The following is a 23,619-nucleotide window of genomic DNA, read 5'->3' on the forward strand; positions in this document are numbered from 1 at the left end:
AGGGCAGCGATGATGTGCTGGAATTTCCGGGTGACATCGCAGGCGGGAACCGAGCCGAGGCCAGGGCTGGCCACGTTCGCCGCTCCCCTGCTCGTCGGCGTGTCGGTCCTGCTGACCGTCACGATCGGGCTGCTCGGCCCCTCGGCGATGGTCCCCGGGCTCGCCGGTCCCGCCTGGCAGCCGCCGTACTGGCTGGCCGCCGGCCCCGCGCCGCACCTCGTCATCGCGCTCGGCGCGACGGCCGTCGTCACCGGCGGGCTCGGGCTGGCCGTCGGGCTGCTGCACCTGCGCGGCGGCGGCCGGCTGCCCGCGCGCGGCCTGGTCATGGCCGGGTACGGCGCCGCCGTGGCGCTCGCGTTCCTGCCGCCGTCCGGCTCGGCCGACCACCTGAACTACGCCGCCTACGGGCGCATGGTCACGCTCGGCCTCGACCCCTACGCCCACGGCGCGGTCGACCTGCCCGGCGATCCCGTCGCGGCGGCGGTGGAGCGACCCTGGCGCGAGGAGCCCAGCGTCTACGGGCCGGTCGCCACGGCGGTCCAGGCGCTGGCGAGCTGGATCGGCGGCGACTCCGTCCGGTTGACGATCTTCGTTCTGTCGCTCGTCAACGCCGCCGCGTTCATCGCCACCGGGCTGCTCCTCGACCGTTTCACCCGCGCCGACCCCGTGCTGCGGTCACGGGCGGCGCTGCTGTGGACGGCCAACCCGCTCCTGCTGTACCACCTCGTCGCCGGGCTGCACGTCGACACGCTGGCCATCGCCTTCATGGTGGCCGCGCTGATGCTGAACGGCACGCCCACGGCCGGGGCGATGCTCGGGCTCGGCGTGGCGGTGAAGCTCAACGCCGGCATCGTGGCGCTCGGCCCGGCGTGGGAGCTGCGCCGCCGTCCCGGGCGCCTGGCCCTGGTCGCGGGGACGGCGCTGGCCGTGGCGGCGGCGGGCTACCTGTGGGCCGGCGCCCACGCCTTCGACCAGGTGAGCAGGGCGGGCAAGGCCATCTCGCTGGCCTCCTACTGGCGGATCGTCCAGGGCTGGCTGCAGGCCGTCGTCGGCACGGGCAGCGCCTACCGGGGCGAGATCCAGGTCGGCGCGTTCGTCGTGATGGGGCTGCTGGCGTGGGCGCTGTTCAGGCTCCAGCGGCCGCCCGCCGACGCGGTCAGGGTGGCGGCGGTGCTCGTCGTGGCGTACGTGTTCGCCACGCCGTACATCCTGCCCTGGTACGACGGGCTGGCGTTCGCGCTGGTGGCCATGTGGGCGGTGGCCGGGGTCGAGCTCTTCCTCGTCGCCCACCTCACGCTGCTGTCGCTGGCCTACCTGCCCGCCAGGGTCGACGGCCAGCCCGCCGACCTGGCGTGGCTGACGACGGTCGTCAGGGCGCAGGTGGTGCCGTGGCTGCTGCTGGCGCTGACGGCGGCTCTGGCGTGGTGGGCGTGGCGAGCTGGAGGGCGCGCACGCAGGCGGCCAGCGTGAGCGGCACCGCGACCGTCAGCGCCATGGCGGGGATCGCGATGCCGGAGTCGTTGACAAGGAATCCGACGAAGGCGCACGTCAGCGCCCCGAACAGCCCGGCACGCAGGGTGGGCGCGAAGCCGTAGGCGCGGCCGAGCGCCGAGGCGCCCCACCGCGAGGGCCGGTCCAGGACGAAGAACAGGAAGGCCAGCGCCACCAGCGACAGCAGGGTCAGCTGCCAGTTGCCCACGGTGATGCCGATCATCGAGCTGAACTTGCGCCACACCACGGCCGGCGCCTGCCCGTCGATGATCTGCTGGACGAACGTGCCGAGGTGGGTGCGCTGGTCGGCGGGCCGCAGCCAGTCGGCGAAGGCGATGGCCCCGATGAGGGCGGCGCCGGCCAGCCCCACCAGCAGCAGCTTGACCAGCGACACCCGGCGGCCCGACAGCAGGATGAGGAAGACGGCCAGCCCGATCACGAACGCCGGCACCCCGCCGAAGTCGGCGCCCCAGCCGGGCCAGCCGTCGGCGAACACGGCGAAGCCCCCGTAGGCGGCGCACAGCAGCACGACCAGCGGCCTGGACAGGCGGCCGAGCAGCCAGGAGGCGACGCCGGCCAGCGCGAGGATCGTGCCGGTCGCGCACACGGCGAAGGCGATGTTGCTGAAGCCGTAGAATCGGCCGCCGGTGACGGGCTCGTAGCCGGTGACGGCGTTGACCTGCAGCCGGGACCCGGTCATGACGTCGACGACCAGCGCCAGCGAGGTGATGCCGGCCACGACGGTGAGCGGCCCGAGCACGTGGGACCGCCAGGGGCCGGCGAAGGCGAGCCCGGTGATGATCCCGGCGATGGCCACGATGGTGACGATCACGGCGAGCATCGGCCCGCCCACGCTCCACCACGGCACGAGCTGGGCCAGGAAGGTGGACACCGCGACGGACCCGCTCAGCACCGCGACCACCTGGACGGCGACGAGCACCCGTGAGGCGGCCGCGTCGGGCACGGCGGCGGAGGCGGCCCCGTCAGGTACGGCGCCGGAGGCGGCCGACCTGCGGCGGCGCAGGACGATCGCGGCGACCGCGTAGAAGAGCACCTGCACCGCCACGAAGACGGCGAAGAACGGCCCTCTCACCTCGCGCAGCGTCTGGCTGGCCCGGTTCTGGTCGGTGAGCGTGGCGGCGGTCTCGGCGACGGTGGGCGGCGCGGCGCCGTCGTTCTCCCACGTCCTGCCGACCACGCCGGTGGGGCGCTCGATGCCGAGCAGGCGCAACGCGGTCGCGGTCACGTCGGTGATCGTGACGAGCCCGTCCTGGCGGGTGGAGGCGGCGGTCAGCAGGCCGTGGCGGAACGGCGCGCCCTCGGCGACGGCGACGTGGAGCTGGGCGGCTCCCGAGGTGTCGGACAGCCCGGCGACGAGGATCGTGGTGCCGGGCGGCAGCCGGTCGACGAAGGCGCCGATCTGGTGGTCGGCCTGGGCGGCGGCCGTCAGCCGTTGCGCCGGGTCGAGGTCGGCGGGGACGCCGTCGGCGTCGCGCGGCTGGGCGTTCCAGACGTCGGCGAGCGCGCCGGCCTCCATCACCAGCAGGTCGAAGTTGGCGGGATCGGTCAATTCCTCGGGGGTCGCCGCGTAGTGCGGCACCCGCCCCGCCCTGTCGGCCGCGGCCAGCGCCGCGCCGGGCCCGACGGCCGCCACCCTGCCTCCCGCGTCGGCGACGGCCTGGCCGAGCGTGCCCGGCACCGCGTCGTAGCCGGTCGTCCCCTGGAAGGCGGTCAGCTCGGCCCAGCCAGGGACGACCCCGCCGGCGGGAGGACGGGGCAGCTCGCAGCCGGGCGCCCCGGCCCGCTGACCGGCCGACACCGTCAGCCACCCGGCCATCGGGCACGCGGTGCCCCGGTTCGGCGGCGGCACCACCCTCGTCGACAGCGACGCGGACGCGCCCTCGCCGACCAGCCGCCACAGCGTCGGGGTGAGCCTGGCGTCCAGCACGTCGCTCCACTGCAGCCCCGGCACCCCGATGAGCGCCACCCGCCCCCGCGCGGTCGCCCCGGCCGCCGGTGAAGGGCTCGCCACCAGGACGGTGGCGAGCACGGCGAGCAGGCCCAGGCACAGGCGTGCCAGGGTGCGGTGCGGCATGGCGGGACCCCCGTGGTCGTAGCAGTCGGCGCGCTCGATCGGTAGCAGCCACGGTAACGTGCCACATCGTGACAGGTGGTGCAGTGCCCGCGCTCGGGCGACGATGGTGGCTGTGGCCGCTGGCCGTGGCGCTCGTCGCGCTGGCGGTCTGGCCGCTGGTCGAGACGTGGCTGACAAACGCCGGCGACCAGCGCCTGGTCGACCTCGACGTCTACCGTACGGGCGGGCAGATGGTGCTGGAGGGCCGGCCCGTCTACGACTTCTTCACCCCGGCCCCGCAGCTGCTGCCGTTCACCTACCCGCCGGTCGCGGCGCTGCTGGCCGTACCGCTGGCGTGGATGTCGTGGGAGACCGCGCAGTGGGTGTGGACGGCCGGGATCTACGCCGCGCTGGCCGTGACCGTGGGCTTCGCCTTCCGGCCGGTCGTCAACAGGAACCCGCTGGTGTTCGCGTTCCTGATGGTGGCGTGCGCGTACCTGATGCCGATCCGCGACCAGGTCCGCTTCGGGCAGGTGGACATCCTGCTGGTGGCGCTGTGCCTGGCCGACTGCGCGGCGAAACGGCCGTGGTGGCCGCGCGGCCTCCTGATCGGCCTGGCCACGGCGGTGAAGCTCACCCCCGGCGTCTTCCTGATCTACCTGCTCGTCACCCGGCAGTGGAAGACCTTCTGGATGGCGACGTTCAGCACGGCGCTGTTCACGCTCATGCCGTTCGCCGTCATCCCCCGCGACGCGGTCGACTTCTGGTTCAGGGCGCTGCTCGACCCCGAGCGCCTCGGCGCCAACGCCGCCACCACCAACCAGTCGATGCGGGGCATGCTCATCCGGCTCTACCTCGACCCCACGCTGACGTCGATCCTCTGGATCGCGCTCGTGGCCGTCGTCGGCTGGTACGGCTTCCGCTTCGCCAGGCAGGCCCTCGACAGGGGCGACCTCATGACCTCGGTGGCGCTGGTCGGGCTGATGGCCGTGCTGCTGTCACCCGTGGCGTGGATCCACCACCTGGCCTGGGTGGTGGTCGTCCTCGGCGCGCTGGTGGGCAACGGCCACGACGTCGTACGGCTGCGCGTGGCGGTCGGCGTGTGGCTCTACTACGTGCTGCCGATCCCGTGGTGGGGCGTGGCGATCAAGGCGGCGGAGATCCCCGTCGTGAGCCCCGTCGTCGGGAAGATCGTGCAGAACGCCTTCGGGCTCGGCGCCGTCGCGCTCGTCTGGCTGCTTGGCGTCTGGTTGCCCAAACGGCGCCAGATCTTGTGACACTCTTGGTGATGTGCTGATTACTCTCTGGCTCGTCGTGGGCGTCCTCCCCGGGGTCAGTGGCGCCGTCATCGGCTGGCTCGCGCTCAGGCGGGCGCGCGAGGCCCTCGACGACTGCCGGCGGATGCTCTCCCGGCAGGCCGCCGGCAGGGGTGACCTCAAGGCGATCCGCGACGTGGCGGTCTACCGCTACGACGCGCTCCAGGAGATGACCGGCCGCCTCTCGTTCTCGATCGCCATGATCAACGGCCTGGGCGACGGCATCGTGCTCACGTCCATCAACGGCCGCTCCGAGACCCGCACCTACGTGCGTCCGGTGGTCGGCGGCAAGGGCGCGCAGCCGCTGTCGCCCGAGGAGGAAGAGGCCGTACGCGCGGCCAGGCTCGGCCTCGGACCAGAGTTCGAACCACAGATGGCGAGGCGTTGACTACCCTGTAGTCATGTCTCGTCTCGCCTATCTCGGGCCGGAGGGCACCTTCACCGAAGAGGCCCTGCGGCTCATGGCGCCCGACGCCGAGCGCCTGCCCTGCGCCACCGTCAGCGCGGCGCTCAACGCCTGCCGCACCGGCGAGGCCGACGGGGCGGTCGTCCCCCTGGAGAACTCCCTCGAGGGCGCGATCACCTCGACGCTCGACGAGTTCGCCTGGGGCGAGCCGCTGCTCATCACGGCGGAGCTGCTGCTGCCGGTGCAGTTCTCGCTGCTGGCCAGGCCCGACACCGAGCTCAGGCACATCAAGCGCGTCTACACCCACCCGGCCGCGATCACCCAGTGCAGGGGCTTCATCGCCAGGGAGCTGCCCGACGCGGTCGTCGTCGCCGCCCCCTCCACGGCCGCCGCGGCCCAGGAGGTCTCGCTGCCGGGCTCGCCGTACGACGCGGCGATCGCGGCGCGCATCGCCGGTGAGCACTACGGCCTGGTCGAGATCGCCGCCGACATCGGCGACAGGTCCGACACGGTGACCCGCTTCGTCAGGGTCGCCCGCCCGGGGCCGCTGCCCGAGCCGACCGGCGCCGACCGCACCACGCTCGTGGTCTTCCTCACCGACGACCACCCTGGCGCGCTGCTGGAGATGCTGACCGAGTTCTCGGTGCGCGGGGTCAACCTGACCCGCATCGAGTCGCGCCCCACGGGCGAGGGCATCGGGCGCTACTTCTTCCACTTCGACTTCGAGGGTCACGTCGCCGACGCCCGGGTCGGCGAGGCGCTGTCCGGCCTGCACCGGGTCTGCGGCGAGGTGCGCTTCCTCGGCAGCTACCCGCGGGCCGACGGGGTCGCCCCCCAGGCCAAAAGGGGTACGGCGGACGCCGACTTCGCCGAGGCCGGCGACTGGCTGGCGCGCATCCGGTCGGGCCGGGTCTGACCGGCGTCCCTCGGCGCCACCAGCGCGTCCGCCCGGGACGCCGCACCAGATGGGAAAGCGGGCGCGGGCGGAGGTGACGGGTCGGTAGCCTTGGGGTGTGATTGACCTGCGTACCCTTCGTGAGGACCCCGACCGGCTACGGGCTTCGCAGCGTGCCCGCGGTGAGGACGACGCCGTCGTCGACACGCTGCTCGACCTGGACGAGCGCCGCCGCGCCGCGCTGACCTCGTTCGAGTCTCTGCGCGCCGAGCAGAAGTCCATGGGCAAGTCGGTCTCCAAGGCCTCGGGCGAGGAGAAGCAGGCGCTGCTGCAGCGGGCCAAGGACCTCGCCGGCCAGGTCAAGACGGCCGAGGCCGAGGCCGAGAAGCTCGCCGCCGAGCTGGAGGAGCTGCTCGGCACCATCCCCAACATCGTCTCGACCGAGGCGCCCCACGGCGGCGAGGACGACTACGTCGTGCTGGAGACCGTCGGCGAGCCGCGCCAGTTCGACTTCGAGCCGCGCGACCACCTGGAGCTCGGCGAGCTGCTCGGCGCCATCGACATGGAGCGCGGCGCCAAGGTGTCCGGCTCGCGCTTCTTCTTCCTGCGCGGCGTCGGCGCGCGGCTGCAGCTCGGAATGCTCAACATGGCCATGCAGCAGGCGATCGAGTCGGGCTTCATCCCGATGATCACGCCGGTGCTGGTCAAGCCCGAGACCATGGCCGGCACCGGTTTCCACGTCGCCCACGACAAGGAGATCTACCGCCTGCCCGACGACGACCTCTACCTGGTCGGCACCTCCGAGGTGTCGATGGCGGGCTACCACGGCGACGAGATCGTCGACGGCGGGCAGCTGCCGCTGCGCTACGCGGGCTGGTCGTCGTGCTTCCGGCGCGAGGCGGGCTCCTACGGCAAGGACACCCGCGGCATCATCCGCGTCCACCAGTTCGACAAGGTCGAGATGTTCTCCTACTGCAGGCCGGAGGAGGCCGAGGCCGAGCACCTGCGGCTGCTCGCCTGGGAGAAGGAGATGCTGGCCAAGATCGAGGTGCCGTACCGCATCATCGACACCGCGGCGGGCGATCTCGGCATGTCGGCGGCGCGCAAGTTCGACTGCGAGGCGTGGATCCCGACCCAGGGGCGTTACCGCGAGCTGACCTCGACGTCCAACTGCACCGAGTTCCAGGCGCGCAGGCTGGGCGCCAGGTTCCGCGACAAGGACGGCAAGCCGCAGTTCCTGGCCACCCTCAACGGCACGCTCGCCACCACCCGGTGGATCGTCGCCATCCTGGAGAACCACCAGCAGGCCGACGGCTCGGTCGTGGTGCCCAAGGCGCTGCGGCCTTACGTGGGCCTCGACGTCCTGGAGCCGGCCAAGTAACCCGCCCGCGGCCCCGCACGCCCGGCGTGCGGGGCCGTCGCCCTTAGCGGCCCCGCGCGCCTGTCGTGCGGGGCCGTCACTTTTAGCGGCCCCGTGCCCGGCGTGCGGGGCCGTCACCCTTAGCGGCCCCGCGCCTGTCGCGTGGGAGCCGACGTCGTCACCCCCGTACGGCAGGGGCCGCGCGGTCCAGCAAGGCGGTGGCGATGGCGACCTGGGCGGGCTCGAGCGCGCCCCTGCCGTCCTCGATGTCCCACAGCGCGTTCTGCAGGACGCGGCCGAGCGTCCAGCCGGTCGCCCGCTGCCGGTCCAGGCCGAGGGCCTCGGTCAGCAGGTCGAAGCGGCGCAGCACCGTACGCTCGACGTCGCCGGTCGCCGCCACCTGATCCCATCGGATGTCCAGCGCCGGCAGCAGCTCGAACCCGGGGTCGCCGGCCAGCGGTTCGGGGTCGATGGCCAGCCAGGGCTCCCGCTCCCCTGCCAGGACGTTGCCGTCGTGCAGGTCCCAGTGCAGCAGGCGGTCGCCTGCTTCACCGGCCAGCTCGGCCACGGCGGCCGCGCAGGTGCGCAGCAGCCGCTGCTCTGCGGGGTCACGCAGGGCCGTGACGGCCTGCGGTACCTCGTCGAGCATGGCGGCGGCGATGTCGGCCAGCCGCCGCAGGCCGGCCGGGGCCGGTTGCGCGGTCAGGCGGGCCATCAGGTCGGCGAGGACCGGCATGACCGCGTGGTCGCCGGGCACCGTGGCCAGCGTCCTGGCCGCGTCCAGGCGTTCCAGCAGCTGGGTGCCGCTCTCCTCGTCGTGGTCGAGCAGGCGCACGATGCCGTCGCCGTTCCAGGCTCGCAGGCCGGTGGCGACGCCCGCGGTCTCCTCCCTCAGCTGCTGCAGTTTGAGGACGGCGGGCGTGCCGTCGGCCCGGCGCACGGGCAGGACGAGCGAGGCCATGCCGTGGGCGGCCGGGCCGTCGGGGCGCAGCTCCCAGCGCTCCAGCAGGTCGCCGCCGAGGCGGGGGAGCACGGCGAGCCAGGCGCGCGCCTCAGCACCGTTGGCGCCGTAGGACGCGGCGAACGCGTCGGGGACGTCGATGGTCATGAGTGAGGTGTCTCCTTCGTCGGGCCGGAGTCGGATGTGACAGGCGGGCGAAGGAGATCGCGGGGGTGCCCGGGGCCCGGGCAGGCGTCAGAGCATGTCTCCACCTTAGACGACGTCGATCACCTTCGCGCCAGCCGGATCACCCCTCGGACCAGGCGAATCACCCCTTCAGGCCGCTCCTCGGGGCAGATCGATCACCTTCGGGGCAGGTCACCCGTCCCTCCGGGCAGGTCGATCACCTTCGGGGCAGGTCGATCACCCTCGGGGCAGGTCGCCCGTCTCTCGGGTCAGGCGGCCCGCTCCCGGCGCGCGGCCAGACGGTGGAGGGCGACGAGGCCGTAGCCGGCCGTCACGAACAGCGTGACGAAGGCGAGCGCCGCCACCGCGTAGTCGGTCCAGGCCAGGGTGTCCAGACCCAGGTGCCTGCCGGCCATGCGGCGCGGCAGGCCGGGCGCCGCCACCAGCACCAGCGCCGCGTACGCCAGCGGGAAGGCCAGCCATCTCAGCGGGTCGGCCCGGTGCGGACGGCGCGACCGGTCGAAGGCCGTCCAGTCGACCAGCGCCATCACGGGGGTCACGACGTGCAGCAGGAGGTTGCCCCAGTGCCGCGGCCCGCCGCCGAGGTCGGGCAGCGGCAGGGCGACGAACGCCACCATGCCGGTGATCACCAGGTACAGCGTCACGGCACCCTTGACCGTGGCCGACGTCTCGCGACCGAGCAGCCGCCACAGGTAGTAGGCGGCCAGCAGGATGTTGCTCTGCACCGTGAAGGCCACCCAAGGGTTCCTGAGCACGGCCACCAGGCACGCGATGCCGCCGAGGGCGGCTGACACCATGACGATCCGCCAGATCGTTCGCATGGCCGACACCCTAGACACCGTGATCATGTCGCGGCGGCCGGTCAGGCGGTCAGGTAGCGCTGGAGGGTGGGACCGAGCCAGGCGACGATCTCGTCGTGCGTCATGGCGACCACCGGCGGCAGCCGCAGGATGTAGCGGGCCAGCGCCATGCCGAGGATCTGGGAGGCCGCCAGGCCGGCCCGGACGGCTGCCGAGGCGGGATCGGGGCACAGGCGGGCGGCCACGGGCGCGAGCTGGGCGGCGAAGATCTCCCGCATGCGCCCGGCGGCGGCCTCGTTGGTGACACCGGTACGGAGCAGCACCTGGAGCGCCTCGTCGGCCTCCCACAGCGACAGGAAGTGCCTGACCATCGCGGCCCCCACCTCCTCGGGGGCCGTCGCGGTCAGGTCGGGGAAGCGCAGGTCGATGTGGGCGGCCGCGGCGAACAGCTTCTCCTTGGCGCCGAAGTAGCGCATCACCATGGCCGGGTCGATGCCCACGTCCGCGGCGATGGCCCTGATGGTGGCCTTCTCGTAGCCGTCGGCGGCGAAGCGTTCCCTGGCGGCGGCCAGGATCGCCGCCTTGGTGTCCTCGGACGTTCTCCTCATGTCAACAACTGTAGGCCAACAAGTGTTGACATGCCACTCGCCGCGGGGTCATAGTGATGCCAACAAGCGTTGGCCGGAAGGAAGTGCGAGATGAACACCAGCACGGACGTCCTCGTCATCGGCGCCGGCCCCACCGGGCTCGCCGTCGCCGTGTCCCTCGCCCAGCAGGGCTTCGACGTCACCGTCGCCGACGACCAGGCCGAGGGGGACAACACCTCCCGAGCAGCCGTCGTCCACGCCCGCACCCTCGAGGTGCTCGAACCGCTCGGCGTCACCGCGACCATGACCGCGCGCGGCATCCACTCCCCCCGCTTCACGATCAGGGACAGGGACAGGGTGCTGGTGCCCGTCGACTTCCGGCGGCTGCCGACCGCCTACCCCTACACGCTGATGATCTCCCAGGCCGACACCGAGCGGATCCTGCTGGCCAGGCTGGAGGCGCTCGGCGGGCGCGTCGCCAGGCCGTACCGGCTGGTGGGGCTGGAGCAGGACGGCGAGGGCGTCACGGCGGCCTTCGACGACGGCAGCCAGGTGCGGGCGAGGTACCTCGTCGGAGCGGACGGCATGCACAGCACCGTGCGTGAGCAGGCGGGCATCGGCTTCACCGGCGGGACGTACGCGGAGTCGTTCTCGCTGGCCGACGTACGGCTGCGCGGCGGTGTCCCCGCTGACGAGGTCGAGCTGTTCTTCTCCCCCGAGGGCCTGGTGGTGGTCGCGCCCCTGCCGGGAGGCGCGTTCAGGATCGTGGCGACGGTCGACCAGGCGCCGGACAAGCCGGACGTGGCCTTCGTGCAGCGCCTGCTCGACCTGCGCGGCCCCGCGAAGGAGCCGGTGGTGATCGAGGAGGTCGTCTGGGGATCGCGCTTCAGGGTGCACCACAGGGTCGCCGACAGCTACCGTGCCGGGCGCGTGGTGCTCGCGGGCGACGCCGCCCACGTACACAGCCCGGCGGGCGGGCAGGGGATGAACGCGGGCCTGCAGGACGCGGCGGCGCTCGGAGAGGCGCTGGGCGAGGCGCTGCGGACCGGCTCGGACGGCCCGCTGGACGGCTACGCGGCCCGGCGGCGGCCTGCGGCCGAGCAGGTGGTGAGGTTCGCCGGGCGGCTCACCGGGCTGGCAACGGTCGGCAGGCGGTGGCGCCCGCTGCGGAACGTCCTGCTCAGGGTGCTGGCGGTGCTCCCGGTCTTCAGGAAGAGGCTGGCGTGGCGGCTGTCGGGGCTGGTGTACCGCTGAGCGCCGGGGACGGCCACGAGGAGGCGGACACGAGAAGAGCGGAGACCTGGATGGTCCCCGCTCTCAACTCGTAGCTATCAGGTCAGACAGCGCGAACCTGGGAGGCCTGCGGCCCCTTCTGGCCCTGCGTGATCTCGAACTCGACCCGCGCGCCGTCCTCAAGGCTGCGGTAGCCGGAGCCGACGATCTCGGAGAAGTGCACGAACACGTCCGGCGCACCGCCGTCCGGGGCGATGAAGCCGAAGCCCTTCTCGGCGTTGAACCACTTGACGGTTCCCTGAGCCATAAAAGCTCTCCCTCAGGATGTGAATCTATGGGACCCGCACCTCGCGAATCCCGGTGTGTCGTACAGCAAGCACCCGGGGTGGCTCAGACAATCTCGTGCCGGTTTTCACTTCGGGATCAGCTAATACAACGCCATCACATCTAACACCATTCCGCCGCGTTGGTGTTCCCGCGCCGGGAAGATTTCTGGACTGCGGCCGCACAGTGCAAACTGGAAGCTGTTATGCCGAGCCACTCTCCCGCTCCTCGACTCGTCGCCACCGACCTCGACGGGACCGCCCTCCGCGCCGACGGAACCGTGTCCTCGCGCACCGCCGCGGCCTTCGCCGAGGTCGAGCGCGCCGGGGCGATGCTGGTCTTCGTCACAGGCCGTCCGCCCAGGTGGATGCAGGTGGTCGCCAATGCCGTACGGCACCGCGGACTGGCCATCTGCGCCAACGGAGCGCTGCTCTACGACCTCCACACCGAGCGGATCGTGGAGTCCCACCTCATCGAGGCCGACATCCTCGAAGAGGTCGTCGCTCAGCTTCGAGCGAACGTCCCCGATCTGACATTTTCGGTCGAGTACGAAGGCGGATTTGCGCACGAGTCGGATTTCCGGCTCAGCGGCATCGACAGCAAGGCCGTGGCGGGGCTGCGAGTCGGCACCTCGACGCTCACCTCGCGCCCCTGTGCCAAGCTCCTGGCCCTTCATCCCGGAATGGACCCCGACAGCCTCCACGCGGCCGTCCACGAGCTTGTCGGCCACCTGGTGACCGCCACCCACTCCAGCGGCAGGGCGCTGGTCGAGATGAGCGCTCAGGGCGTGACGAAGGCCTCCGCCCTCGCCACGCTGTCGGCGGCGCACGGGATCGAGCCCGACGAGGTCATCGCGTTCGGCGACATGCCGAACGACCTGCCCATGCTCGCCTGGGCAGGCACCTCCTACGCCGTGGCCAACGCCCATCCCGACGTGCTCGCCGCGGTCGACCACGTGACCGCGGCGAACGACGACGACGGCGTGGCGGCGGTGCTGGAAGAGCTCTACAGGTAGGGGCCGGAGCCGCTGGCCCGCTGCGCGTCCTGCTGCGTCAACCCGCCGGGCAGCGCCTTGCGCATCTGCTCCAGCTGGGCACGGGCCGCCATCTGCTGCGCGAAGAGGGTGGTCTGGATCCCGTGGAACAAGCCTTCAAGCCATCCGACGAGCTGGGCGTGGGCGATGCGCAACTCGGCGTCACTCGGCGGGGTGCCGTTGTCGTCGGTGAACGGCAGCGACAACCGCTCGAGCTCCTCGACCAGCTCGGGGGCGAGACCGTCCTCGAGCTCCTTGATGGAGCTCTCGTGGATCTCCTTCAACCGCTTGCGGCTGGCCTCGTCGAGAGGCGCCGCCCTGACCTCTTCCAACAGGGTGCGGATCATGCTGCCGATGCGCATCACCTTGGCGGGCTGCTCGACCAGGTTGGTGATCGACCGCTCGTCGTGCGCATCACTATCGCCCTGGGCGCTGATGCCCTCGGGTCCCACCACCACGATGTGGGGGGTGTTCTCCTCAGCGTTCATGCCCTCAAACCTACCTGCAACTGGCGCAGGTGCCTCGTGGTAGCCGAAGCTTCTACTCATCGGGACGGGCCTCCAGCAGGATCTTGCCCACGTGCGACCCGGAGTCGAGAAGCTCGTGGGCGCGGGCGGCCTCGGCCATCGGCAGCCGGGCGTGCACGACGGGCCTGACCGCGCCCGCCGACACCAGCGGCCACACGTCGGACACCACCCCGCGCACGATCGCGCCCTTCTCGTCCACCGGCCTGGAGCGCAGCGTGGTGCCGTGGACGGCGGCGCGCTTCCTGGTCAGCGCGTGCAGGTCGAGCTCGCCCCTGGCGCCGCCCTGCAGCCCGATCACGACCAGGCGCCCGCCGGTCCTGAGCGCCTTGACGTTCCCCGGGAGATACCTGGCGCCCATGATGTCGAGGATCACGTCCGCCTGGACCTTCTCCGCGAAGTCCTCGGTGCGGTAGTCGATCGCCTCGTCGGCGCCCAGCTCCCGGCAGCGCTCGGCCTTCTCCGGCGACCCGACCGTCACCACCACGCGCGCGCCGAACGCCTTGGCGAGCTGGATGGCGGTCGTGCCGATGCCGCTCGCGCCGCCGTGCACCAGCAGCGTCTCGCCGCGCCGGAGCCTGGCCGTCATGAAGACGTTCGACCACACCGTGCAGACCGTCTCGGGCAGTCCCGCCGCCTCGGTCAGCGACAGCCCGCCGGGCGCGGGCATGACCTGCTGCCACGGCACGGCGACGCGCTCGGCGTAGCCTCCGCCGGCCAGCAGCGCGCAGACCCGGTCGCCGACCTCGAACCCGACGACGTCGGGGCCGGCCTCGGAGATCACCCCCGAGCACTCCAGGCCCGGATAGGGCGAGGCGCCGGGCGGCGGGTCGTAGAAGCCCAGCCGCTGGATCACATCGGCTCTGTTGACCGCGGAGGCCGTGACATCGATCACGACTTCGCCCCGCTCAGGGCGAGGGTCCGGCACCTCCCGCCACTCCAGAACCTCAGGTCCACCGGGCTTGGTGATGACAATCGCTCGCATGCGACCCACCGTAGCCGGGCACGGAACTTGTGGGTTGGCTGCATTCGACGGAACACAGGGCGTTAATCTGCAAGGTGTTTGCTGCCCCTTTACACCCGTCCCGAGGGGGAACACGGTGGCCCGGCACGATCGTGAGGAATCTCTCGAGGAACAGCTCGCCTGGCTCGACGCCATCAAGGAGAACGACGAGGAGTCCGTCAAGGTCAGCGCCAAGACCGGTGCCGTCGCCGTAGCCGCGGACGACACCGTCGTTTCACCGTATCCGAAAGACCCGTGGCTGTCGGTGCCGACCGAGCAGGAGACCCCGACCCCGCCGCTGTTCCGCGCGGCGGTCGACTCGGTGTACGGCCCCGAGGCGGCGCAGGAGCCCCCGGCCGAGGACTCTCCGGAGGACGAGGTGCCGGAGGAGGCAGCCTCTGAGGAGGCGGCGGCGGAGGAGGCGGCGCCGGCGGAGCCCCGGCCCCCGGCCTTCGGACGGGACGACGACGCCTTCATGGCGCCGCTGAAGCCGCTGCCCCGGCCGGACGACACCGACTCCTACCGGATGACGGCCTTCGACAAGCCGCTCGAGAGCGAGCCCGCGGGCAGCATGTTCGACCCGCTGCCGGCCGAGGAGCGCACGGACCCCTCCTGGCCGCGTCCGGCGTGGCCGCAGCCGCCCGCCGAGAGCTTCGAGGGCATCACGGACGTGGAGACGGTCGAGGGCGAGGTGGTCGACACCGAACCGGCCGTCCAGCCGCCGCGCCAGGACAAGCCGGCCTTCGAGGGCTTCTCGTTCGGCCTGCCCAGGGAGGCCGACTCCGCGCCTCCGCGCTTCGTGACCGAGCCCCACGAGCCGGCCTGGCACGAGCCCGCGCGCCCCGAGCCGACGCGGCACCAGGCCGAGTACGACGAGGATCGCCACGAGACCCGGCCGTGGATCGAGCCGCCCGCGCTGGAGACCTCGGTGGAGACCTCGGTGGAGGTGGTCGTGCAGGAGGAGCCCTTCCCCGTACGGCGCCGCCCCCAGCCGCCCGTTCCGGCGTTCGCCGCGCCGCCCCGCCCGCCCGCCGGCGACCGGCCGACCGCCGAGAGCCTCGACCCCGACTCGCTGCTGCGCGGCAGGCGGAACGCTCCCGCCAAGGGCTGGCGCCGCCTGGTCTACAAGGCGTCGGCAGGATGGATCAAGCCAGGCGAGCCCGCGGACGTCCGCCGTCGCAGGGCGCTGGTGTCCAGGGCACGCACCCCTGTCTCGGCGGGGCACCACCGCGTCGCCGTGCTCAGCCTGAAGGGCGGCGTCGGCAAGACCACCACGACGGTCGGCCTGGGCGCCACGCTGGCGCAGGTCCGCGGCGACAGGGTGATCGCGGTCGACGCCAACCCCGACCGCGGCACGCTGTCGGACAAGCTGGAGCTGGAGACCTCGGCGACCGTGCGCGACCTGCTCAACGAGCGCGCGCAGATCAAGCGGTACGTCGACATCAGGCCCTTCACCTCGCAGGCCACCTCGCGGCTCGAGGTGCTCGCCTCCGACCGCGACCCGTCGGTGTCGGAGGCCTTCAGCGCCGCCGACTACCAGCAGGTCGCGCAGGTGCTGGAGAACTTCTACTCCATCTGCATCACCGACTGCGGCACCGGTCTGCTCCACTCGGCGATGTCGGGTGTGCTCGGCCTGGCCGACCAGATCGTGCTGGTCAGCTCGCCGTCGGTGGACGGCGCGCGGGCCGCCTCGGCGACGCTCGACTGGCTGGAGGCCCACCACTACGGCGACCTGGTCGGGAGCGCGACGGTGGTGCTGTGCAGCGTGCGGCCGCGCTCCAAGTCCGCGGTGGACATCGCCAAGCTGGAGGCGCACTTCGCGGCGCGGTGCCGTACGGTGGTCCGCGTGCCGTACGACCCGCATCTGGAAGAGGGCGCCGAGATCGACCTCGACCGGCTGCAGGAGCCGACGAGGGACGCCTATCTGCAGCTCGCCGCGGCCGTCGGAGACGGCTTCGCGGGAGCGTGAGCGGAGGGTAAGGGATTCGAACCCTTGAGGCCATCGCTGACCTGGCCGCTTTCAAGGCGGCTGCACTCGTCCACTATGCGAACCCTCCAGTGCGCACACCACCATAGCGGCTAACGCTGCCTCCGGCAGAGGTGTACCGTCGGGAGAAGGCTCCTACACCGGAGGCAACCGCGTTGGCCGAACTGAATGTCGAGGTGGAGCGCTCCACGGGGGCGGCGGTCGTGCGGCTGGAGGGTGACCTCGACAAGCTCACCGCGTCGGTGCTCGACCACCACCTGTCGCAGTTGCTGGAGGAGGGCGTCCACACGATCGTGGTCGACACCGCGGGGCTGGACTTCTGCGACTCCAGCGGGCTCTGGGTGCTGATCGACCATCTGCGTCACGTGCGGGAGCGCGGCGGCAGCCTACGTCTCACGGGGGTCCACGGCGTGCTGCGGCGGGTGCTCGAGGTGACCGGGCTCAACGCCGCCTTCCCCTGATCCCGCCGGCCTACTCGTACGGTTCCGACGGGGCCGCGACCGGCTTCACATCGACGGCGGCCAGCTCGGCGTGGACGACGCCGGTGGTGTCCTCGTCCACCTCGGTCGGCACCCACGTGCCCGTGACCTCGACCCACGTGTCCGGCTCCGGCGGGGGCGCGTCACGCACGATCACCTTCAGCGCGTAGGCGTCGGCGGCGCAGCAGGCGAGCTGCATCCTCGTGACGTACCACTGCCCCTTCTTCCTGGACGGCGTGGCGAAGCCGGTGAGCCTGACCGTCCTGCCCTTCAGCGTCTGGCTGGAGTCGCTGAACACCCTGCCGATGAACTCGCTCATCGGCATCTCGGCCGGTTCGTCGCCCTTCAGCGGCGCGTAGGCGTCCAGCGCCTGCGGCCGAGGCGGCGGAGCGTCCGACCTGGCCGCGGCGAACGAGCCGAGAGCAGGCGGCGCGATCAGGAAGACGGCGAACACCGGCAGGCACAGCAGCCACGCCACTCTCGGCCCGTGATGGTCGCCGTCGTGGTCGCCGGGAGCGGTCCTGCGGACCAGGCCGAGCAGCCCGATCACGAAGATCACCAGGCCCGCCGCGACGAGGAACGGCCGGAAGCCCGGCTTGACGTAGTTGACGTAAATGGTGGAGAACGCCGAGATGCGCAGCAGCGCGCCGCCGAGCAGCATCAGGACCAGGTTCTGCGACATCCGGCTCACAGCAGGATCCAACCGACGAGGACACTGGCCGTGATCGCGACGGCCAGCGTGACGGGCACGAACCTCGCCGCGAACGCCCTGCCGAACGTCCCGGCCTGCAGCGCGATCAGTTTGAGGTCGACCATCGGACCGACCACCATGAAGGCCAGCCTGGCCGTCGGAGAGAAGGCCGACAGCGAGGCGGCGACGAACGCGTCGGCCTCCGAGCAGATCGACAGCAGCACCGCGAGCGCCGCCAGCACCAGCACCGACAACCACGGCACCCCGGCCACCGCGGTGAGCCACTCGCGCGGCACGACGACGTTGAGCGTGGCGGCGGCCAGCCCGCCGACGATGAGGAAACCGCCCGCGTGCAGCAGGTCGTGGCGCATGGCCGCCAGGAACGAGCCGTGGTGGTGGCCCCTGGCGCGCAGCCATTCGCTCCTGCCGAAGCGCAGCCACAGCCAGCCCACGCACACCGCGGCGACCAGCGACGCCGCGAAGCGGGCCAGCACCATCAGCGGCTCACCGGGGAAGGCGACCGCCGTGGCGACCAGCACCACCGGGTTGATCGCGGGCGAGGACAGCAGGAACGCCAGCGCCGCGGCGGGCGTGACACCCTTCCTGATCAGCCCGGACGCCACCGGCACCGAGGCGCACTCGCAGCCGGGCAGCACCGCCCCCGCCAGTCCCGCCACCGGCACCGCCACCGCGGGCCGTTTCGGCAGCGCCCTGGTCCAGAAACCCTCGGGCACGAACGCCGCGATCGCCGCCGACAGCGCCACCCCGAACACCAGGAACGGCAGCGCCTGCACGCAGATCGCCACGAAGATCGTGGCCCACGTCTGCAGCCCTGGATCCGTCAGCTGGGGTGCGAGCAGGAACCTGCCCGCCAGCAGGGCGGCGACGATGCCGAGGAACAGCCACGGAAGCTGCCTGCCGGTGCGCGGCCGGCCCCATTCGTCGGGCGGGATCTCCAGCGTCCGGGGGACAGACATGCGCACATGGTGCCAGGTCAGAGCCGGCCAAGAAGCCACTTCGGGCCGGTCACCCCGGCGCCGAGGTCGGTGACCCGCTCGCGCAACCCCCTGTCCGCCGTGACGACGAGCACCCTTTCCCAGGGCTTCGCCTGCCGTACGATCTCGACGATCGCGTCGTCGCCGCTGCCGTCGGCGTCGACGACCTCGATGCCGCCGACGGGCGGCAGACCGCGGGCCGCGCCCTCCACGACCGCGACCACGTCGGGGAACCACTCGGCGAGCACCAGGTGCCGCAGGCTCGCGTTCGCCGTCTCCGCCAGCAGCTTGGCCGCCGCGCCCTTGCGGTCCCGCCACCAGCCGTGCTCGGCCCGCGCGCCGACGATGTTGGCGACGTCGAGCACCACCAGCTCCGGGTTCAGGGCGGCCTGGATCCGCGGCCACGTGACGGCGAACCCCGGATGGAGCTTCAGGCCGGCGATCTCGGGCGGCGTCAGCCAGCACAGCTGCGCGCTCTCCTCGTTCCCCGGTACGGCCGGCAGCAGCGTGCCGGCCTCGACGATCACGGTGTCGAACAGCCAGCCGCCGTGGTCGTCACGGTAGACGCCGCGCACCCGCAGCCCCTCCCCCGACAGCGCCGCCTCCTCCCTGGCCTCGCGCAGCGCGGTCTCGACGGGGTCCTCGTGACTGTCGCGCGCCCCGCCCGGCAGCCCCCAGGTGCCGCCGTGGTGACTCCACGGGGCGCGTTCCTGCATCAGCACGCGCGGCACGCCGTCCTGATCCCAGTGGACGGCGAGCAGGCCCGCCGCGCCGTACCGGCCCCAGTGGGTGTGACCCTGCGAGCACAGGATCCACCCGTCACCGTCCTTGACCACCACTCTCACCTCCGGCCGCGCAGGGTTCCAGTCTTACCGGCCACACCGCCGTTCCGGCATACTGGCCGCGCCCCGACGAAGGAAGATCATGGCTTCAGGCGTTTCGGAGGTACCCGTCCGGCCCCTCCGCCCGATCCGCCCTTTCGCGGTGGTGGCGACCGTCCTCATGGAGCTGTTCGTGATCGCGGGGGTCGTCGCGCCCTTCGTCGGCGGCCTGGACGAGGTAGGGGTCTCCGGGGTGTGTCTCATCACGAGCGTCGGCTTCCTGGCGTGGCTGCTCCGCGCCCGCGCGAACTCCTACGCGATCTCCCCGGGGGTCCTGCACACCTACGCCGCCGTCTTCCTGGTGGCCGGCTGGATCCTTCCGATCCTCAACCTGTTCGTGCCCAAGGGGATCATCGACGACATCTGGGCCACCTCCCAGCCAGGGGGCCAGCCGCCCGGCAGGGACCTGTCCAGGGTCCGCAGGTCGGGACTCGTCTGGGCCTGGTGGCTGACCTGTCTGGCTTCCGGCGGGGCCGGCCTGTGCGGGCGGTACGCCGACCTCGGCGCGTGGAACGCGCCCGTCCTCCTGGCCGCCCTCGGGCTGTGGGTGGTCGCGGGCGGGCTGGCGATCGCGGTGGTCCTGAAGATCACCGCGCTCCAGGAGAACGCGCGGGCGGCCGTGGCGGGGCAGCCAAGATAAGCAGAAAAAAGGCAAGGCTCAGGTTTTTAGCCCCACTGAGAAGATCGTCGAAGACAATCGGCGAGTGTCTCCTGTGCTCGATGTCGTCATGTGGATCGCTATCGCTGCCGCGTCGGTCCAGGCGATCGCAGCGGTCATTCACGTCCGTCAAGGCCGCACAACGAGTGGGTCCGGTTCGCGTACGGCAGCGGTGAACGTCTTGGTCAAGCGAGGCCTGCTTGTCTCGGTGTTCATCGCACTGTGGATGGCGACAGTCAACCACGTGTGGGAACGCAGGCAGTTCGGCAGGCTGTCCTATCTTGCGATCCGCGACGAGCTGCAGAACGCCACATTCCTACGGTTCATGATCTTCGTTGCCGACGTGGCCATCCATTTCATCGTCTTTCCTCTGGCATGCGCGGTGTTCGTTGCGATCGCCAGAAGCCTGATTGTTGGACAACTGGACAGATCGCAGACTCTCGTCCATATCGTGACGCTGATCGCCACCACCGCGTCTGGAGCGTCGGTTGTCGTTGCCGATGCATACACCTTCGAGCTTTTTCACCCGTGGTGGATCGTGGTTGGCGCCAACTTCGGCCTTGCGATGGATGTCGGTGGTCCGGTCGAGCGATCAAGTGGCCACGGCAGCCAGCTCGACGCCACAACTGATCCTGACGCGGAAACGTCGACTGTCGAGTCCGTTGGCGGACGGGCACATCAAAGCCCTGTCCGAGGATGCGCGTTGACCATTCTGGCGTGGACGCTGGGCGCCCTGGGGCTGTTGATGCTCTTCAGTGGCAACGCGCTGTACAAGAGCCTTGTATCCGAGGCGGATGGCGACGTGGCGCATCTCCCCTTGTGGGTACGCCTGCTGATCATGGCCGCGGTCTTGGCGACCGGGGGCCTGCTCTTCGCCGGCAGCAGCGCTCTGTTGAAACGGGGAAGGCAGCACCGCCACCGGATCATCCCCTTGTTCGAGGATCTCATCGGGGAGCGCTATCTGCTCTACCTACGGCCCTTCGCCGTCGACCCCGTGATGGCCTTACCACCGACCGAGGCCCCGGGCTGGTACTTTCGCTCGCCCTTCGAGCTGCCGGGGCTTACGCAGGAGGAATTCGTGGTGCGGCAGTTCCGTGGCCTCGGCCGTGTCGTCGCGATCGGGCAACCCGGCGAGCGTCTGCCGGAGATCGGGGCGGAACGCGGCTACGTGCCCGTTGACGACTGGCAGGACACGGTGAGCAGGTTGCTCCAGGGCGCTCACGCAGTGATCATGACGGCGGCCCCCGGTCCCGGGACGATGTGGGAATTCACCGAAGCGCTGCGCACTATCGCACCCACCCGACTGCTGTTGCTGATCTATGGCGAGGCGGACTACCACGCCTTCCGGGAAGGTGTCGCACAGGAGTACGCGACGAGGTCGTCCGCCGAGGCAGCCGGAGCCGAGTGGCCACCGCTACCGCAATTACCGGACATTCCACCCGCCCCCCATACCAAGGGGCTCCAATGGGACTTCCCCCTCACAGGAATCCTGTCCTACGACCGCCAATGGCGTCCGCAGTTCACGCGTTTCCCGCCGACCGTGCCGCGAATAAGGCACGTCTGGACCATACGCCGACTGGTACGGCGCGAACTCAAGCCGGTTCTGGACCAAGTGGCCCAGCTGCCCCCAGCGCCATCACTCGCGTAGCGGTTGGCACCCATGGTGTCGCGTGCCGGCGATCCCGGCCCGCGACCGTGACCGGCCGCGGGCGGCGGGCGTGCCGTTCGATCTGAAGGCGACGGCTGGGACCTGCGGCTGATCCGCGGGCTACGTGTCGGTGACCTCGTCCAGGACGTCGGGGCGGTTGGTGATGATGCCGTCGACGTCATAGGAGATCAGGCGACGCATCGTGTCGGCGTCGTCGACCGTCCAGGCGAAGATCTCCATGCCGTGACGGTGCACCTGCCTGACGTAGTCGGCGGTGAGGTCGCGGTGGGGTGGGTTGACCTGTGTGGCGAACCTCGCCAGCCCGGCCAGCTCCCCCGTCGACGGCGTGCCGAGCAGACCCACCGGGACCTGCGGCATGACCCGGTGGAACCGGCTCATCGAGCCCCAGTCGAACGACTGCACCACCAACCCGCTCGACCATCCGCTCCGGCGCAGCTCCTCGGCCACGCGCGACTCGATGCCCGGGTAGAGGTGCGGGGCCTTGATCTCCAGCAGCAGTCCGAGCCCGTCCCCGCTGATCGCCCGCAGCGCCTCGCCGAGGGTGGGCACGGCCTCGCCCCGGTGGTCCGGGGAGAACCACGATCCGGCGTCGAGCCCGCGGATCTCGGCGAGCGTGAAGTCACCGACCCGCCAGGGGGCGCGGCGCGGGAAGCGCCGCTCGACGTCGGTGGTGCGGGCCAGGGTGGTGTCGTGCATGAGGACCAGCTCGTGGTCCTTCGTCTCCTGGACGTCGAGCTCGACCATGTCGGCGTCCTGGTCGTCGGCCAGTTCGAAGGCCGCGACGGTGTTCTCGGGCGCGTACGCGGAGGCGCCGCGGTGGGCGACGTTGACGACCGCGGCCGCAGGGGCGGCGACGGCGGCGGGAGCGGGGAGGGTGGCGATCACGGTCGCGATGACGAGGCCGAGTCGTCGAAACATGGGTCTCCTCGGGGCCGGGGAGGGGGCCTGCGGTTTCGAACATGACCTGCGTTCATGACCGGAAGTCGATGGCAGCGTAGCCCGGCGGTGTCGAGCCGATGAGCAAGCGACACGCGTATATAAGACTTGTCTTATATAAGGCTGATCTTATACAGTCGGCTCGTGCACGCATTCGACATACTCGGCGACCCCGTCCGGCGCCGGATCCTGGAACTGCTCGCCGAAGGAGAGCAGTCGTCGGGAGCGGTCACCTCCGCCATCAGGGCGGAGTTCGGCATCTCCCAGCCCGCCGTCTCCCAGCACCTGCGCGTGCTCAGGGACAGCGGGTTCGCCAGCGTCCGCGCCGACGGCGCCAGGCGGCTCTACGCGGTGAACGCCGCACCCCTCCAGGAGGTCGACGTGTGGCTGGAGCGTTTCCGCCGCTTCTGGAACCAGCACCTGGACGCCCTGGCCACCGAACTGGCCCGGGGCGCACGAGAACGGCGGCAGAAGGACCAGGAAGCCAACGAGGAGGAAACACCATGATCGACATCGCCCGGCAGATCACCGCCATCGGCCGCGAGGTCGCCCGGCAGCCCGCCCCCGGCGGCGAGACCGTCACCGTACGGCTGCGCCGCACCTACGACGCCGCCGTCGAGGACGTCTGGGACGCCCTCACCGACCCCGACCGAATCAAGCGCTGGTTCATGCCGATCAGCGGCGAACTTCGGGTGGGTGGCACCTTCCAGCTGGAAGGGAACGCGGGCGGCGAGATCCTGGCGTGCGAGCCGCCGCACGCCTTCAGGGTGACGTTCGGCAGCGAGACCAGCGTGGTCGAGGTACGGCTGGCCGCCGACGGCCCCGGCGCGACGGTCCTGGAAATGGAGCACACCGTGCCGATCGAGATCGCGGGCAGCGGCGCCGGCGCCCTGTACGTCGGCCCCGGCTGGGACGGCGCCGTCCTCGGGCTCTCGCTCTACCTGAGCGGCCAGACGGCGGGCGGCGACCCAGTGGCGGCCGCCCACTCACCCGAGGCGCTGGCCTTCTCGAAGGAGTCGGTGCTCGCCTGGGTGACGGCCGTCGAGAAGTCGGGCACGGCGACGGAGGAGGAGGTCGCCGCGGCCCAGGAGGTGTCCCTGAGCCAGTTCGCTCCCGGCCACTGACAGTTC

General features: G+C 71.4%; 24 protein-coding genes and 1 tRNA gene. 13 read left to right on the forward strand and 12 right to left on the reverse strand.

Translation table 11 applies throughout. The annotated features are described in order from the left end of the window. Positions 1-30 precede the first annotated feature (30 nt). On the forward strand, positions 31-1,470 hold the full coding sequence (gene mptB / locus ACWENQ_RS06290; RefSeq protein WP_452413056.1) for a polyprenol phosphomannose-dependent alpha 1,6 mannosyltransferase MptB: 1,440 nt from the start codon (positions 31-33) through the stop codon (positions 1,468-1,470). Here mptB and ACWENQ_RS06295 read toward each other — a convergent pair. Continuing rightward, positions 1,370-3,586, reverse strand: a complete 2,217-nt coding sequence (locus ACWENQ_RS06295) for a hypothetical protein (protein ID WP_452413057.1) — start codon at positions 3,584-3,586, stop codon at positions 1,370-1,372. The two genes, mptB and ACWENQ_RS06295, sit on opposite strands and share 101 nt — an antisense overlap. A gap of 68 nt (positions 3,587-3,654) precedes the next feature. On the opposite strand from ACWENQ_RS06295, the gene ACWENQ_RS06300 reads away from it, so the two are divergent. From ACWENQ_RS06300 to serS, 4 genes are all read left to right on the forward strand, one after another. Next, on the forward strand, positions 3,655-4,842 hold the full coding sequence (locus ACWENQ_RS06300; protein ID WP_452413058.1) for a glycosyltransferase 87 family protein: 1,188 nt from the start codon (positions 3,655-3,657) through the stop codon (positions 4,840-4,842). Between the two features lie 13 nt (positions 4,843-4,855). Continuing rightward, positions 4,856-5,269: a DUF4446 family protein gene (locus ACWENQ_RS06305; protein WP_449915688.1), complete on the forward strand. Its 414-nt coding sequence runs from the start codon at positions 4,856-4,858 to the stop codon at positions 5,267-5,269. A gap of 13 nt (positions 5,270-5,282) precedes the next feature. Then, entirely contained in the window at positions 5,283-6,203 is a 921-nt protein-coding gene (gene pheA / locus ACWENQ_RS06310) for a prephenate dehydratase (protein ID WP_452413059.1), read from the forward strand. Between the two features lie 97 nt (positions 6,204-6,300). Next, positions 6,301-7,563: a serine--tRNA ligase gene (serS, locus tag ACWENQ_RS06315; RefSeq protein ID WP_354920502.1), complete on the forward strand. Its 1,263-nt coding sequence runs from the start codon at positions 6,301-6,303 to the stop codon at positions 7,561-7,563. Positions 7,564-7,720: 157 nt separating this feature from the next. Here the strand turns inward: serS and ACWENQ_RS06320 are convergent, their stop codons facing one another. From ACWENQ_RS06320 to ACWENQ_RS06330, 3 genes are all read right to left on the reverse strand, one after another. Next, entirely contained in the window at positions 7,721-8,650 is a 930-nt protein-coding gene (locus tag ACWENQ_RS06320) for an aminoglycoside phosphotransferase family protein (RefSeq protein WP_452413060.1), read from the reverse strand. Positions 8,651-8,937: 287 nt separating this feature from the next. Beyond that, positions 8,938-9,510 (reverse strand): Pr6Pr family membrane protein, encoded by a 573-nt coding sequence (locus ACWENQ_RS06325; protein WP_452413061.1) that lies wholly within the window; start codon positions 9,508-9,510, stop codon positions 8,938-8,940. Between the two features lie 41 nt (positions 9,511-9,551). Continuing rightward, the gene (locus ACWENQ_RS06330; RefSeq protein ID WP_452413062.1) at positions 9,552-10,097 is read right to left on the reverse strand and encodes a TetR/AcrR family transcriptional regulator; all 546 of its coding nucleotides are present in this window, start codon (positions 10,095-10,097) and stop codon (positions 9,552-9,554) included. 90 nt (positions 10,098-10,187) lie between these two features. Here ACWENQ_RS06330 and ACWENQ_RS06335 point away from each other — a divergent pair, with 90 nt between their 5' ends. Then, positions 10,188-11,330: an FAD-dependent oxidoreductase gene (locus tag ACWENQ_RS06335; protein ID WP_452413063.1), complete on the forward strand. Its 1,143-nt coding sequence runs from the start codon at positions 10,188-10,190 to the stop codon at positions 11,328-11,330. Positions 11,331-11,412: 82 nt separating this feature from the next. Here ACWENQ_RS06335 and ACWENQ_RS06340 read toward each other — a convergent pair whose 3' ends face one another. Then, entirely contained in the window at positions 11,413-11,616 is a 204-nt protein-coding gene (locus ACWENQ_RS06340; protein WP_354920513.1) for a cold-shock protein, read from the reverse strand. 222 nt (positions 11,617-11,838) lie between these two features. On the opposite strand from ACWENQ_RS06340, the gene ACWENQ_RS06345 reads away from it, so the two are divergent. Continuing rightward, a complete protein-coding gene (locus tag ACWENQ_RS06345) occupies positions 11,839-12,648 on the forward strand; it encodes an HAD family hydrolase (RefSeq protein WP_449915699.1) in 810 nt (269 codons plus the stop codon). Here the strand turns inward: ACWENQ_RS06345 and ACWENQ_RS06350 are convergent. Together ACWENQ_RS06350 and ACWENQ_RS06355 are read right to left on the reverse strand one after the other, a co-directional pair. Further along, positions 12,639-13,154: a bacterial proteasome activator family protein gene (locus ACWENQ_RS06350; RefSeq protein ID WP_354920519.1), complete on the reverse strand. Its 516-nt coding sequence runs from the start codon at positions 13,152-13,154 to the stop codon at positions 12,639-12,641. The genes ACWENQ_RS06345 and ACWENQ_RS06350 overlap by 10 nt on opposite strands. Positions 13,155-13,206: 52 nt before the next feature. Then, entirely contained in the window at positions 13,207-14,175 is a 969-nt protein-coding gene (locus tag ACWENQ_RS06355) for an NAD(P)H-quinone oxidoreductase (RefSeq protein ID WP_452413064.1), read from the reverse strand. A gap of 115 nt (positions 14,176-14,290) precedes the next feature. Between ACWENQ_RS06355 and ACWENQ_RS06360 the strand changes: the two genes are divergently transcribed. Beyond that, on the forward strand, positions 14,291-16,162 hold the full coding sequence (locus tag ACWENQ_RS06360) for a nucleotide-binding protein (RefSeq protein ID WP_452413065.1): 1,872 nt from the start codon (positions 14,291-14,293) through the stop codon (positions 16,160-16,162). A 1-nt stretch (position 16,163) separates the two neighbouring features. Here ACWENQ_RS06360 and ACWENQ_RS06365 read toward each other — a convergent pair. Then, a tRNA-Ser gene (locus ACWENQ_RS06365) sits at positions 16,164-16,250 on the reverse strand. 85 nt (positions 16,251-16,335) lie between these two features. On the opposite strand from ACWENQ_RS06365, the gene ACWENQ_RS06370 reads away from it, so the two are divergent. After that, on the forward strand, positions 16,336-16,641 hold the full coding sequence (locus ACWENQ_RS06370; RefSeq protein ID WP_449915705.1) for an STAS domain-containing protein: 306 nt from the start codon (positions 16,336-16,338) through the stop codon (positions 16,639-16,641). Positions 16,642-16,651: 10 nt separating this feature from the next. On the opposite strand, the gene ACWENQ_RS06375 is transcribed toward ACWENQ_RS06370, so the two are convergent. From ACWENQ_RS06375 to ACWENQ_RS06385, 3 genes are read right to left on the reverse strand one after another with little or no spacing between them, the layout of a single operon-like run. Further along, the gene (locus tag ACWENQ_RS06375) at positions 16,652-17,341 is read right to left on the reverse strand and encodes a TIGR03943 family putative permease subunit (protein WP_452413793.1); all 690 of its coding nucleotides are present in this window, start codon (positions 17,339-17,341) and stop codon (positions 16,652-16,654) included. A gap of 5 nt (positions 17,342-17,346) precedes the next feature. Then, entirely contained in the window at positions 17,347-18,327 is a 981-nt protein-coding gene (locus ACWENQ_RS06380) for a permease (protein WP_452413066.1), read from the reverse strand. Positions 18,328-18,344: 17 nt separating this feature from the next. Beyond that, positions 18,345-19,181, reverse strand: coding sequence for an NUDIX domain-containing protein (locus ACWENQ_RS06385; protein ID WP_452413067.1), 837 nt, complete (start codon positions 19,179-19,181; stop codon positions 18,345-18,347). 88 nt (positions 19,182-19,269) lie between these two features. Between ACWENQ_RS06385 and ACWENQ_RS06390 the strand changes: the two genes are divergently transcribed. After that, complete coding sequence (locus ACWENQ_RS06390) at positions 19,270-19,866, forward strand: DUF4328 domain-containing protein (protein ID WP_452413068.1); 597 nt, start codon at positions 19,270-19,272, stop codon at positions 19,864-19,866. Between the two features lie 64 nt (positions 19,867-19,930). Further along, positions 19,931-21,532: a hypothetical protein gene (locus tag ACWENQ_RS06395; protein ID WP_452413069.1), complete on the forward strand. Its 1,602-nt coding sequence runs from the start codon at positions 19,931-19,933 to the stop codon at positions 21,530-21,532. Positions 21,533-21,652: 120 nt separating this feature from the next. On the opposite strand, the gene ACWENQ_RS06400 is transcribed toward ACWENQ_RS06395, so the two are convergent. Then, positions 21,653-22,471 carry a glycerophosphodiester phosphodiesterase gene (locus tag ACWENQ_RS06400; RefSeq protein ID WP_452413070.1) on the reverse strand — a complete coding sequence of 273 codons (819 nt, stop codon included), beginning with the start codon at positions 22,469-22,471 and terminating at the stop codon, positions 21,653-21,655. Positions 22,472-22,633: 162 nt separating this feature from the next. Between ACWENQ_RS06400 and ACWENQ_RS06405 the strand changes: the two genes are divergently transcribed. Next, a complete protein-coding gene (locus ACWENQ_RS06405) occupies positions 22,634-22,996 on the forward strand; it encodes an ArsR/SmtB family transcription factor (protein ID WP_449915716.1) in 363 nt (120 codons plus the stop codon). Next, positions 22,993-23,613 (forward strand): SRPBCC family protein, encoded by a 621-nt coding sequence (locus ACWENQ_RS06410; RefSeq protein WP_452413071.1) that lies wholly within the window; start codon positions 22,993-22,995, stop codon positions 23,611-23,613. The genes ACWENQ_RS06405 and ACWENQ_RS06410 overlap by 4 nt, the downstream gene beginning before the upstream one ends. Positions 23,614-23,619 lie beyond the last annotated feature (6 nt).

Source organism: Nonomuraea sp. NPDC004354 (assembly GCF_053602555.1).

What these genes read in the sequence shown, in the direction of transcription:
- ACWENQ_RS06295 (WP_452413057.1), bottom strand. Translation starts at nt 3,586, where the DNA reads ATGCCGCACCGCACCCTGGCACGCCTGTGCCTGGGCCTGCTCGCCGTG.
- pheA (WP_452413059.1), top strand. Translation starts at nt 5,283, where the DNA reads ATGTCTCGTCTCGCCTATCTCGGGCCGGAGGGCACCTTCACCGAAGAG.
- ACWENQ_RS06320 (WP_452413060.1), bottom strand. Translation starts at nt 8,650, where the DNA reads ATGACCATCGACGTCCCCGACGCGTTCGCCGCGTCCTACGGCGCCAAC.
- ACWENQ_RS06325 (WP_452413061.1), bottom strand. Translation starts at nt 9,510, where the DNA reads ATGCGAACGATCTGGCGGATCGTCATGGTGTCAGCCGCCCTCGGCGGC.
- ACWENQ_RS06330 (WP_452413062.1), bottom strand. Translation starts at nt 10,097, where the DNA reads ATGAGGAGAACGTCCGAGGACACCAAGGCGGCGATCCTGGCCGCCGCC.
- ACWENQ_RS06335 (WP_452413063.1), top strand. Translation starts at nt 10,188, where the DNA reads ATGAACACCAGCACGGACGTCCTCGTCATCGGCGCCGGCCCCACCGGG.
- ACWENQ_RS06340 (WP_354920513.1), bottom strand. Translation starts at nt 11,616, where the DNA reads ATGGCTCAGGGAACCGTCAAGTGGTTCAACGCCGAGAAGGGCTTCGGC.
- ACWENQ_RS06345 (WP_449915699.1), top strand. Translation starts at nt 11,839, where the DNA reads ATGCCGAGCCACTCTCCCGCTCCTCGACTCGTCGCCACCGACCTCGAC.
- ACWENQ_RS06350 (WP_354920519.1), bottom strand. Translation starts at nt 13,154, where the DNA reads ATGAACGCTGAGGAGAACACCCCCCACATCGTGGTGGTGGGACCCGAG.
- ACWENQ_RS06355 (WP_452413064.1), bottom strand. Translation starts at nt 14,175, where the DNA reads ATGCGAGCGATTGTCATCACCAAGCCCGGTGGACCTGAGGTTCTGGAG.
- ACWENQ_RS06375 (WP_452413793.1), bottom strand. Translation starts at nt 17,341, where the DNA reads ATGTCGCAGAACCTGGTCCTGATGCTGCTCGGCGGCGCGCTGCTGCGC.
- ACWENQ_RS06380 (WP_452413066.1), bottom strand. Translation starts at nt 18,327, where the DNA reads ATGTCTGTCCCCCGGACGCTGGAGATCCCGCCCGACGAATGGGGCCGG.
- ACWENQ_RS06390 (WP_452413068.1), top strand. Translation starts at nt 19,270, where the DNA reads ATGGCTTCAGGCGTTTCGGAGGTACCCGTCCGGCCCCTCCGCCCGATC.
- ACWENQ_RS06400 (WP_452413070.1), bottom strand. Translation starts at nt 22,471, where the DNA reads ATGTTTCGACGACTCGGCCTCGTCATCGCGACCGTGATCGCCACCCTC.
- ACWENQ_RS06410 (WP_452413071.1), top strand. Translation starts at nt 22,993, where the DNA reads ATGATCGACATCGCCCGGCAGATCACCGCCATCGGCCGCGAGGTCGCC.